Origin of the sequence: Streptococcus hyovaginalis DSM 12219, assembly GCF_000420785.1 — a bacterium.
Classification (GTDB): Bacteria; Bacillota; Bacilli; order Lactobacillales; family Streptococcaceae; genus Streptococcus; species Streptococcus hyovaginalis.
The window spans coordinates 21221-33053 of the sequence record NZ_ATVP01000002.1; the positions used below are offsets into that span (position 1 = coordinate 21221).

Annotated in this window: 11 protein-coding genes; 7 read left to right on the top strand and 4 right to left on the bottom strand. The window is 41.9% G+C overall.

The window, feature by feature from the left end; all coding sequences use genetic code 11:
• Positions 1-6 precede the first annotated feature (6 nt).
• Positions 7-1044, bottom strand: a complete 1038-nt coding sequence (locus G574_RS0101390; RefSeq protein ID WP_029690625.1) for a M42 family metallopeptidase — start codon at positions 1042-1044, stop codon at positions 7-9.
• Positions 1044-1526, bottom strand: a complete 483-nt coding sequence (gene nrdI / locus G574_RS0101395; RefSeq protein ID WP_017769598.1) for a class Ib ribonucleoside-diphosphate reductase assembly flavoprotein NrdI — start codon at positions 1524-1526, stop codon at positions 1044-1046. Before nrdI ends, G574_RS0101390 begins: the two co-directional genes overlap by 1 nt.
• Before the next feature lie 178 nt (positions 1527-1704).
• On the opposite strand from nrdI, the gene G574_RS0101400 reads away from it, so the two are divergent.
• From G574_RS0101400 to G574_RS0101410, 3 genes are all read left to right on the top strand, one after another.
• Positions 1705-3144, top strand: a complete 1440-nt coding sequence (locus G574_RS0101400) for a sucrose-specific PTS transporter subunit IIBC (protein WP_029690626.1) — start codon at positions 1705-1707, stop codon at positions 3142-3144.
• A 10-nt stretch (positions 3145-3154) separates the two neighbouring features.
• Entirely contained in the window at positions 3155-4621 is a 1467-nt protein-coding gene (locus tag G574_RS0101405) for a glycoside hydrolase family 32 protein (RefSeq protein WP_029690627.1), read from the top strand.
• A 272-nt stretch (positions 4622-4893) separates the two neighbouring features.
• The gene (locus tag G574_RS0101410) at positions 4894-5880 is read left to right on the top strand and encodes a LacI family DNA-binding transcriptional regulator (protein ID WP_029690628.1); all 987 of its coding nucleotides are present in this window, start codon (positions 4894-4896) and stop codon (positions 5878-5880) included.
• 64 nt (positions 5881-5944) lie between these two features.
• On the opposite strand, the gene G574_RS11740 is transcribed toward G574_RS0101410, so the two are convergent.
• On the bottom strand, positions 5945-6337 hold the full coding sequence (locus tag G574_RS11740) for an LPXTG cell wall anchor domain-containing protein (protein WP_029690629.1): 393 nt from the start codon (positions 6335-6337) through the stop codon (positions 5945-5947).
• A gap of 206 nt (positions 6338-6543) precedes the next feature.
• On the opposite strand from G574_RS11740, the gene G574_RS0101420 reads away from it, so the two are divergent.
• The 4 genes from G574_RS0101420 (at position 6544) to G574_RS0101435 (ending at position 10424) form a co-directional block, all read left to right on the top strand.
• A complete protein-coding gene (locus G574_RS0101420; protein ID WP_029690630.1) occupies positions 6544-8766 on the top strand; it encodes a RelA/SpoT family protein in 2223 nt (740 codons plus the stop codon).
• A 222-nt stretch (positions 8767-8988) separates the two neighbouring features.
• On the top strand, positions 8989-9432 hold the full coding sequence (gene dtd / locus G574_RS0101425) for a D-aminoacyl-tRNA deacylase (RefSeq protein WP_029690632.1): 444 nt from the start codon (positions 8989-8991) through the stop codon (positions 9430-9432).
• Positions 9433-9438: 6 nt separating this feature from the next.
• Positions 9439-9777 (top strand): hypothetical protein, encoded by a 339-nt coding sequence (locus G574_RS0101430; RefSeq protein ID WP_029690633.1) that lies wholly within the window; start codon positions 9439-9441, stop codon positions 9775-9777.
• Positions 9778-9785: 8 nt separating this feature from the next.
• The gene (locus G574_RS0101435) at positions 9786-10424 is read left to right on the top strand and encodes an aspartate/glutamate racemase family protein (RefSeq protein WP_029690634.1); all 639 of its coding nucleotides are present in this window, start codon (positions 9786-9788) and stop codon (positions 10422-10424) included.
• Positions 10425-10939: 515 nt separating this feature from the next.
• Here the strand turns inward: G574_RS0101435 and treR are convergent.
• A complete protein-coding gene (treR, locus tag G574_RS0101440) occupies positions 10940-11656 on the bottom strand; it encodes a trehalose operon repressor (protein WP_029690635.1) in 717 nt (238 codons plus the stop codon).
• Positions 11657-11833 lie beyond the last annotated feature (177 nt).

Sequence of the window (11833 nt, forward strand, 5' to 3'; positions counted from 1 at the left end):
GGTCCATTAGTCAATCATCTGACTCTTAAGATAAGCATCCACTAAGCGTTCGGTTGCCTCAACTGAGTCGGTATGGGTGCGCTCATAAGAATGACTGGATTCGATACCAGCACCTAGTAGGGCGTGCTTGACCTCAGCACCAGCACGCACAGCAGCTGAAGCATCAGAACCATAATAAGGGTAGATGTCAAGCTTATAAGGGATATCATTTTCCTCACAGAGCGTTACCATGTGTTGTCGAAGGTCATAGTGGTAAGGACCTGAAGCGTCTTTAACACAGATAGAAACCGTATATTCATCAGTCGCTTGGTCATCTCCCATGGCCCCCATATCGACAGCTAAGTATTCAACTGTCTGACTTGGTAAGCTGGAATTGGCTCCGTGTCCGACTTCTTCAAAGGCTGAGAAGTAGAAGTGAGTGGTATGTGGGAGCTCAGTTCTCTCTTCCTTATAGGTTTTTAGGAGTTCTAGGAGGATGGCTGCGCTGACTTTATCATCTAAGTGACGCGATTTGATGAAACCATTTGGCGTCACGACAACACGAGGATCAAAAGAAATGAAATCCCCGACTTCAATTCCCAAAGCGCGTGTCTCCTCGGCACTAGTGACTTTTTCATCTAGGCGAACTTCCATGTTGGTTTGGTTACGCTCAGCTGTTCCGGCATCTTTATAGACATGGACAGATGTTTGGTGCATGAGGATGGTACCGCAGATTTCCTTGCCATTTTTAGCCACATGAACGGTACAGTTTTCGCCTTCAATGGCATTATAAACAAAGCCACCGACCAAGTCCATCTTGAGACGTCCATCTGGTTTGATGGCACGGACCATGGCTCCAAGTGTATCTAAGTGTGCGGTCACAACGCGGTGTTTATCATCGTTTTGTCCTTTGACAGATACCATGACACCGCCTTTATGCGTGCGAAGGGGTTGGTAACCAAAACCTTGCAATTCAGAGACCAGATAGTTCATGATGGTTTTGGTAAAGCCTGTTGGTGATGGGATGTTGGTAAGGGTAGTGATGTAGTCAACAGTTGTTTTCATTAGATCTCCTTTTTAGTGTCGTGTTTTCTAGCCTGAAAGGCATCCCAAGCTTCTAAGACGATGGGAGCGATGCGCTCGATATCAGCCGATGTTCCTCGTAACTCAAAATCAGCCAGCATAGGAAAGCCAAACTGCTCTGCATATTGCTTAGCGGAGAGGCAGTATTGATTGTTAAAATTACGATTACCTGAGCCGATAATGCCAAAACAGTTTTTATAGTTGTCATGTGCTGCGATGAATTGACGTAATGGTGTGGTCAAAATTTCGGTATCCCCATTGTCTAAGCCGTTTCCACCTTCGAGATAGGTCGGTAAAAGGGCTAGGAAGTCCTCTTCAACGGGGAAAGTGTCATGCTTGAGATCTTTAATGTTAATGAGTCTCGAATCAATATCGTGAGTCTCTTTGAGATAAGCCGCAAAACGTGTGACAAAACTGTGCGTATTGCCACTGAGACTGACGTAAACAAGGGTAAGCGATGTCATAGTACTTCCTTTCTAGTTGATATTATAGATAAAATTGATATAAAAGACAAACGGTGTCAGTAAATAAGAAAACGCTTCATTTTTTTGACAAAAGTCGCTTAAATAGGGTTGACAAACTCTTTTTTAGTGCTATTATATAAAATATGAAACGTTTCATTTTTATCTAAAGGAGTAAAAGATGGTTAAAGACGCTTACGAACAAACCGCTGCTTCTATTGTTGAAGCAGTTGGTGGAAAAGAAAATATTGCAACAGCAATGCACTGTGCTACTCGTTTAAGACTGGTTGTTAAGGATGAGTCGAAAATTGATCTCGAAAAAATTGAATCCTTGGATTTGGTCAAGGGGCACTTTAACAATGGTGGACAATTTCAAATTATCCTAGGAACCGGTATTGTAAACAAGGTTTATGAGGCGTTTACTGGTTTGACGAATCTTGCTGAGGTTAGTAAGGAAGAATTTAAAAACACTGCTGCCACCAAGCTAAATCCCTTACAAAAGCTCTTAAAGACCCTTGCGGATGTTTTTGTTCCTATTTTACCAGCCTTGGTAGCTTCAGGTTTGCTGATGGGGTTAAACAATATCTTAACGGCTAAAGGCTTATTTATTTCTGGAAAAACCTTAGTAGAAGTCTACCCACAATTTGCAGATGTTGCAGGGATGATCAATCTTTTTGCCAACGCAGCCTTCGTTTTCCTTCCTATCCTTATTGGTTTTTCAGCAGCTAAGATTTTTGGAGCGACACCAGTTCTCGGCGCCGTTATTGGTGCAATCATGATCCATCCTGATTTGCTGAATGGTTATGGTTACGGAGAGGCATTGGCGAATAACACGATTCCGTTTTGGAATATTTTTGGCCTAAAGGTAGCACAAGTTGGGTACCAAGGAACGGTTTTGCCGGTTATTGGAGCTTCTTTTGTATTGGCAGTTATTGAGAAGACTTGCCGGAAATTTGTTCCAGCAATATTGGATATGATTATCACGCCTTTAATTTCTGTCTTGTTTACAGCTTTGATTACTTTTGTTGTGATTGGTCCTGTGATGAGATTTGTAGGGGATAGTTTGACAGGATTAGTCTTGTGGCTATTTTATGATCTTGGGGCCATCGGTGGTGCTATTTACGGTGTTTTATATCCTCTTCTTGTCATTACGGGGATGCACCATAGTTTGGTAACAGCAGAAATGCAGATTTTGTCTAACATTGAGACTTTAGGAGGTTCTCCTACCTTTGCAGTTGTTTCTGCTTCTAATGTCGCCCAAGGAGCAGCTGCCTTAGCGATTTTCTTCTTGATGAAACATGATGTGAAATTGAAGAGCATAGCGCCAGCGGCAGGAACATCGGCGCTTCTAGGGATTACTGAGCCAGCTTTATTTGGGGTTAACTTAAAACTTCGTTATCCTTTTGTTGCCGCTTTAATTGGTTCTGCTGTTGGTTCTGGTTATGCGACGATGATGAAGGTTTTATCTGTTTCACAAGGGCCTGCCGGGATTCCAGGTGTTATTGTGATGCGTCCTCAGTCTATGGGGCAATTTTTAGTGGCCATTGCCATTGCTTTCGTCGTTTCATTTGCTATGACTTTTGTCTTACATAAACTCTTTTCAAAGAAAGCTACAGTTTGAGGTGACAGATATGGAATGGACACGAGAAGCGCGTTACCAAAGATTAGCAGAAGTTAGCAAGGACGTTTACCAAAAATTAGTCACACAGGTCGCTGACTCTCCCTATCGTCAGAAATTTCATATTCAACCCAAAACCGGTTTGTTAAATGACCCCAATGGCTTTAGTTTTTACAAGGGACGTTACCATCTTTTTTATCAGTGGTTTCCTTTAGGACCAGTACATGGGGTTAAATATTGGTATCACATGTCGTCTGAAGATCTAGTTGATTGGCAGGATGAGGGGATTGCTCTTGAACCAGATAGCTTTTATGACAGCCACGGTGTCTTTTCAGGCAGCGGCTTGGTTGTTGAAGACCAGCTCCATCTGTTTTACACAGGAAATACACGTACAGATGATTGGGTGAGGATCCCTTATCAGTGCCATGCCATTATGGATGCCTCTGGGAATATTGTGAAAGCTGATTCTCCTTTAATTTCAGATAGTCCTGCTGGTTTTACAGATAATTTTAGAGACCCTAAAGTTTTTGAATACCAAGGACATTATCTTGCTCTTATTGGCGCAGAAACAAGCGAGCATGAGGGAAAAGTTGTTTACTATAAGTCGGATAATCTAAAGGATTGGGAATATCAGGGCATTATTAGTACCAAATCTTATCCTAATGCGGGTTTTATGTGGGAGTGTCCGGATTATTTTGAACAAGATGGGCAAGGTGTACTATTGTTTTCACCACAAGGCATGCAGGCTGAAGGGGATCGTTTTCAGAATATTTTCCAGTCAGGCTATTTACTTGGGGATCCTATTGATTTTCAAACAGGTCAGTTTGATCATGGTGCCTTTCAGGAACTAGATAAAGGGTTTGATTTCTATGCTCCTCAAACCATGCAAGATCCTCTGGGGAGACGCTTGTTAGTTGGTTGGTTGGGGCTTCCTGGCGTTGATTGCGTGACTGATGATGATGGTTGGGCGCATTGTCTCACCCTACCAAGGGAGTTAGTTATTGAAAATAATCACCTTTACCAACGACCAATTCCGGAATTGAAAGCACTGAGAAAAGCGCATCATAGCTATTCGGGTGACTTACATGAGGAAACCATTGATCTTCAAGATATCTCACGCACCTATGAGCTAAAACTGAGGGTAACAGCAGAAGAACTAGAACATTTTGTCTTAACCCTTCGTAAAGGGCATGGGGAGGAAACGCTCTTTTCATATGATCACCATGCTGGTAAGCTTGAGTTAGACCTCAGAAAATCTGGGAAAACCGTCACTGCTGAATATGGGCGTACAAGGTCATGTGATTTTCAGGCAGAATATTTAGAGCTTCACTTATTCTTAGACGAATCTAGTCTTGAAATTTTTGTTAACGATGGTCATGAGGTGTTTACAAGTCGACTTTTTAGCCATCAAGATGCCAATGGTATTCAACTAACCAGTAAAGGGAAAGCCTCTTATGTATTAGACCTTTGGGAAGTATAGTATCTCTTATTCTAATTGTTTATGAAAATGATGCTGGACATCATTTTCAGTCTCATTTTATGTGATTAGCAGATTTAGTCTAAGATAAAGCTTGAGTAGTCTTGGTTGTTTTCAAAATTTTAGGGATGTAAAGGTGATTTACTTATCTCTAGCTGAAAACAATCTAGTATAAGAACCAGAAGCGAAGCCTCTTCATCTCGGTCGTGGCGTTCACTCCTATTTTTGATTATGTTATAATCGAAGCAGAGCGTCTTAATGGAAGGGAGTAGTAAATGGCTACAATAAAAGATGTTGCCAAATTAGCAGAGGTATCTGTTGGGACGGTGTCTAAGTACTTAAATGGTTTTAAGGTTAAGGAAAAGACCCGTATCGCTGTTGAGCAAGCAATACAGGCCTTGAGCTACGAGCCTAATATCTATGCCAAGGGCTTGAAAACCAATCGCACCAATAGTGTGGTTTTACTAATACCAAGCGTCTGGCATCCTTTTTTTAGTGAGTTGACCTATTATATTGAGCAGGCTTTGCGAAAGAAAGGGATCAAACTGATTCTTTGTAATACAAGGGACAACCTAGATGCTGAGATAGAGTATGTCACAATGGCGCGTCAAAATAAGGTTGATGGGATTATTGCCATCACTTATAGTAATATTGACGAGTATATCACGTCTGATATGGCTGTTGTGAGTATCGACCGTTTTTTTTCGGCTAATATAGATTTTATTTCTAGTGATAATTATCACGGTGGTTATCAAGGGGCTGAAATTCTAGCGCAAAGTGGTAGCACTAACCTGGCTTATGTTGGTCACGGGTCATCCTATGCCAATGATACGACAGCGCGTTTGGATGGTTTTAAGGACTATTGTGAGGTGCATGGCATTCCCTATCATCTTTGTTATGGTGAGGGGGCTCTCGACGACTATCAAGAGCAGTTGATGACTTTTGTTGATCAGATAGCGTCTGGCAAATTATCGATAGATGGCATCCTAACAGCTTCGGACACTCATGCCCTCAGGGTCTATGAGCTCTTAAAGCAAAGAGGAATTCAAATTCCTGAAGATATTCAGTTAATAGGGTTTGATGGAAGTCAGCAAAGTCAGTCTGTGCCAATCTTTTTATCAAGTATTCGTCAGAATGTTCCTGTAATCGCTCAAGAAGCCGTATCATGTTTGTTAAAACGTATTAACGACGGCAATGATAATCATCCTGTTGTTCATAAAAAAGTTCCGATAAGTTTTCTCAAAGGGCAGACAACACGCTAATTCTTGAGTCATTCTCTAAAAGAAAAAATCCACTTCAATCGAGGTGGATTTTCTCTCGTAAAAATTAGTCTTTCTGACGATTTTTGACTTTTCCAATAAGTCCAAGGCTGACAAATCCTAGGATTGTCATCCAAAGAGTGCTTGTTTCACCCGTTTTAGGGAGTACTTTTGGACTCGCTTGGGTGTGAGTAGTTTGCTTGGTAGGGGTTGTGAAGGGCAGTGTTTGTGCATAGGCTCTGGCAGCTAAGCTGTGGATAGCTGCTTGTGTTGTTTCGACGGTTGTAGCAGTCGTTGGTTGATTAACGACACTGGTATCAGCGAATGTCGTTGGGACATCTGATTCTTCTGCTTGAATAAGCTTGACAATAGTTGCAGAAGCAATAATGATTGGGCACTTTTGACTAAGAACATTTTGATATAAGACCTCCTTTTTCTTAAAAATGAATTTCGCTAACATTATACAAAAAGGCCCCCTTTTTATCGGTAATATTTGGTTAGTCAAACGAAGATTATTTATAAAAATAATTAAAAACAATGGTGTTTGTTTGTTGTTATGTTGATTCTCTAAAATAATCCTTTGGCAGTGGCCTACGTTCCTTTTTATGAAAAATCGTGATAAAATAGTTACACATAAGAGCATATAAGATAGAGTAGGTATGGGAAATGGCAAAAACAGCGGATTTAACTGGTCAGGAAGTTGTTGCGATAGCGGCAGCCTATATGACAGATACAGATCTTGAGTTGGTTAAGAAAGGATTGAAATGTGCGGAAACAGCTCATGCGGAGCAGTATCGTAAATCAGGAGAGCCGTATATCATTCATCCTATTCAAGTTGCAGGTATTCTAGCTAATTTGCATTTGGATGCCGTAACAGTCGCTTGTGGTTTTTTACATGATGTTGTGGAAGATACCAATTTTACGCTTGACGATATCGAGGAGCTTTTTGATACGGAAGTGCGCAATATTGTCGATGGTGTGACCAAGTTGGGGAAGGTGGAGTACAAATCCCACGAAGAACAGCTGGCTGAAAACCATCGTAAAATGTTGATGGCTATGTCCAAGGATATCCGTGTGATCTTGGTGAAGCTGGCGGATCGTCTTCATAACATGCGGACCCTCAAACACTTGCGTAAGGACAAGCAACAACGCATTTCACGCGAAACTATGGAAATCTATGCTCCTCTGGCGCATCGCCTCGGTATTAGTCGGATCAAGTGGGAGCTGGAGGACTTGTCTTTTCGCTACTTAAATGAAGTGGAATTTTATAAAATTTCCCACATGATGACAGAAAAGCGCCGTGAACGTGAAGTGCTTGTTGAAGAAATTGTCGATAAGATCAAGAGTACCACAGAAAGTGAAGGGCTTTACGGTGATGTTTACGGCCGTCCAAAGCATATTTACTCCATTTATCGCAAGATGCGGGACAAGAAGAAACGCTTTGATCAGATCTATGATTTGATTGCTATCCGCTGCATCATGGAAACCCAAAGTGATGTTTACGCTATGTTGGGGTATATCCACGAATTGTGGCGTCCAATGCCAGGTCGTTTCAAAGATTATATCGCTAATCCTAAGGCTAATGGTTATCAATCCATTCATACAACGGTTTATGGTCCCAAAGGGCCAATTGAAATCCAGATTCGTACGCAAGAGATGCATCAGATTGCAGAATACGGGGTAGCCGCTCACTGGGCTTATAAAAAAGGGATCACGTCCAAAGTGGATCAAAAAGAGTCTGCTATCGGTATGAATTGGATCAAGGAGCTGGTTGAACTTCAAGATGCTTCGAATGGCGATGCGGTTGACTTTGTTGACTCTGTTAAGGAAGATATTTTCTCAGAGCGCATCTATGTTTTCACCCCGACCGGAGCGGTTCAGGAATTACCAAAGGATTCCGGTCCTATTGATTTTGCCTATGCCATCCATACTCAGGTTGGTGAAAAGGCGACAGGAGCTAAAGTTAATGGGCGTATGGTGCCTCTAACAGCTAAGCTCAAAACAGGTGATGTTGTCGAAATTGTCACCAATAGCAATTCATTTGGTCCTAGTCGTGACTGGATTAAGATGGTCAAGACGACCAAGGCTCGCAGTAAGATTCGCCAGTTTTTCAAAAATCAAGATAAGGAAACGTCAGTTAATAAGGGGCGGGAACTATTAGTTGATTATTTCCAAGAGCAGGGCTATGTTGCCAATAAGTATTTGGATAAAAAACGGATTGAAGAGATTTTGCCGCGATTGAGTGTCAGAAGTGAAGAGGCACTTTATGCAGCAGTAGGTTTTGGGGATATTAGTCCAGTCAGTGTTTTCAATAAATTGACCGAAAAAGAACGTCGAGAAGAAGAGCGCGCCAAGGCTAAGGCAGAGGCTGAAGAGCTCATGAAGGGCGGAGAAGTCAAGACTGAGAAGAAAGATGTGCTCAAGGTTAAGAGTGATGAGAATGGTGTCATCATTCAGGGAGCCTCAGGTCTTCTGATGCGGATCGCCAAGTGCTGTAATCCCGTTCCTGGAGACCCGATTGAGGGTTATATCACTAAGGGCCGAGGTGTTGCCATCCACCGCAAAGATTGCCATAATATCAAGAGCCAGGAAGGTTATGAACAACGGTTAATTGAGGTTGAGTGGGATGATGCCAATTCTCGTAAGGAATACCAAGCTGAGATTGACATCTATGCGCTCAATCGCTCAGGTATTCTTAATGATGTTATTCAAGTCGTCTCCAATGCCACTAAGAATATCTCTTCTTTCCATGCGCAGCCAAGCAAAGACATGAAATTTGCCAATATCCATGTGACTTTTGGAATTCCAAATGTTTCAGAACTGACTTCGGTTGTCGACAAAATTAAAATTATCCCAGATGTTTACTCTGTCAAGCGTACAAATGGCTAAAAGATGCTGGGGATATCCCTTTTAGGTTGCGGATAAGGAGAGTACTAGCTTTCGACTTTGAAATGATAGAGTATGTATCTCTATACATTGTCAGCTTCCTCGATAGACTCCAGTATGGTCGTCATCTGCGCTTCCTCGTCTTGTTTTGATTTGTTTTGAACCGTCTCTTTAAATGCCCAAGGGTGGCTTGACGATACCAAATGTTAGAAAGTAAATGATCTTATGAAAATTGTGATTCAACGCGTGTCAGAAGCATCGGTGACGATTGACGAAAAAGTTGTCGGTCAGATTGGTCAAGGACTGCTACTCTTGGTTGGTGTAGGTCCTGAGGATACTCAAGAGGACCTGGACTATGCCGTGCGCAAGATTGTTAACATGCGTATCTTTTCTGATGCTGATGACAAAATGAATTTGTCGGTTCAAGATATCAAGGGGAGTATCTTGTCGATTTCCCAGTTTACCCTTTATGCGGATACTAAAAAAGGAAATCGTCCAGCCTTTACAGGAGCTGCTAAACCAGATGTCGCCAGTGATTTTTATGATCGATTGAATACAGCTCTAGCTGATCATATACCCGTGGAAAAAGGGATTTTTGGAGCAGATATGAAAGTCTCCTTGGTCAATGATGGTCCTGTAACGATTATTTTAGATACGAAAAATAGGTAGGGTTTTATGAAAATTTTTGTTTTAGTTATTTTAGGATTATATTTAGCCGTTGTAGCTTTTTCAGCTGTGTTGGGCAGTTTGGGAGCAAAGATCATTACGAAGCGGAACATGTTGTTAACCCTTTTTGGTGTTGTGGTGACTATTGCCTTTACCTATATTTACTTTAGGCAAGGGGTTAGCAGCGCTATTTACGGGGTTGCTGGAGGTCTTTTTGGGATCTCAGGTTTGGCGCTGAGCAACGCTGCCAACATGGGACAACGCCCTAATCTGAAGCACCATTTTATCCGTTTGGCATTCGACCTTGTATTATTGGTTGTGATGTATTTGGTTTACCGGCAGGGGTAGGTGGAAAGATGATTGGCATTATTGCAGGAACTCCAGTAGATACAGCCTTTGGTGTTGAGCTTGTCAAAAAGGTGACAGACCAATATGTTAGCTTGGCCATTTCACAAACACCTGAAGAGCAGACTGCCTTTCAAGTCTTGCCAGAGGCAAAGAAAAAAGCACATCTCTCTGCGATTTTGGAGGATTTTCAGCGTAAAGGGGTAACTCAGGTTCTGGTATACTGTAATTCCTTGAGTAGCTCTGTCGATTTTGATGTTTTGTCAGAGGAGCTCTCCTTACCCATTCTCACGCCCTTGCATTTTTATCGTGACCTAGCCTTATCGTATCGGACGATGGGACTGCTTGCGGCCAATGCTCAAGGAAGTGCAGGTATCGAGCGGGTGATAACTTGGAAAAATCCACATAGTCGTGTGCATGCAGTGTCTAGTCTGGACTGGGTCGAAGCTGTGGAGTCGGCCGTTCCACCCAAAGAGATGGTGAAAAATCTGGGATTGCGAGAAACGATCACCATGTTTGAAACCTTGTCTGTTGAGGTGGTCGTATTTGGTTGTACACACTTTCCTTATTTTATTGAGGCTTACCAACAAGAGACGGCGCTTCCTTGCTTGAGTGCTGATGACTACTTTTTAAAACAATTAAACATATAAAAACGAGGGCTAGTCAGTCCTCGTTTTTATATGTTGTTGGCTTCCAATAGAGCTATATAACATGAAAAGAAAGATTACTGAGTTTGTAGACAAAGTCTCTTTCCGGACTTTCCTGAGGTTCTCGCTTTCTAATTTCAAGGCTCGAACTTCAAACTGTCCCCGGACAGTTTGAACAGACGGCTTTGATAGTAAGGGGAGTGCCTATCAAAGGTTGGAAATAGGGAACTGCGGAGCAATTCCTCAAATCTTCCGTTCCTTTGAATCTTTTGTCGCTTTCTTGTTTCCAAGTGACAACCTAAAAAGGTCTTCCCCCCTTTAGTCCGAATGACTCCGAATAGTGCAGAAAGTTTCACTTTCTCGATTTCCAACTTCAAATAGTCCCTCGGACTATTTGAGCACAGTGGAAAGTCCCGGCTTAGGGCTCGCTCCGCTCACAAAATAAACTAAATTTTTATTTTTTCTTAGCAAAGCTACTCAGTTTATTTATCCAGGATATAGTTTGTCTACATTCTGGATTACTGGTCATGTTTGCGTTTGGCAAAGTCAACAAACCGGAACTTGTCTAATTTATGTCGGCTCTCTGTAAACTGAAATTGTTCGCCAGAGGCTAAGAAAACTTTTGATTTGACAGAAACCACATGATGTTCACCAGCTAGGTCTAATAAAATACGGTCTTGTGCATTGGTTTGGTCAATGGTGATTTCTTTTTCGGCTAAATCAATGATGAGATGCAGCTGATTTTCCAAATAGTTGTAAATAGATGTTTCTGCAATAGGTCTGGTGATATCAGGAACGAACTGGGTATCCAGATAGTCGATGTCCAGAACGGAGGCGACATCTTCGACCACCCGTTGGCGCGTGATTCGCCAAACGTGACTTTTAGGCACAAAGCCAGTCAGTTCCGATAGTTTAGCATCAATGATCAACTTATCAATGGCGATGACATTGGTCTTTGAGACCATACCCAAAGCTTGGACGATTTCTTGGTAACTGGTTAAGGCTGAAATGGGGAAGTTGATACGCTCGTACTTGACGACCTGGGAACCACTGCCTTGACGCTTGCGAATCAGGCCGTGTTGTGCTAAGAGTTTTAAGGCTTTTCGGATGGTGTCACGGCTAACAGCGAACTGATGAGCCAATTCTTCTTCGGTAGGGAGATAGTCATTAACCTGATAGTTTCCTTGATTGATTTCAGCTTCTAGTTTTTGGAAAATTTTCTCGTATTTTTTCATATTTTCAGTTATTTTCTAAGTTGTCTAGTTTTTTACAGACAAGATACCTTATTTTACCAAAATTTCAGCTTTTTTTCGCCAAACAACTTGCAGACAAATTTGCAATCGATTACAATAACGAAAGTAAAAGTTTGGAAACAAGCTATTGCCAAACTGCTGGAGCGATCCACAAGAAAA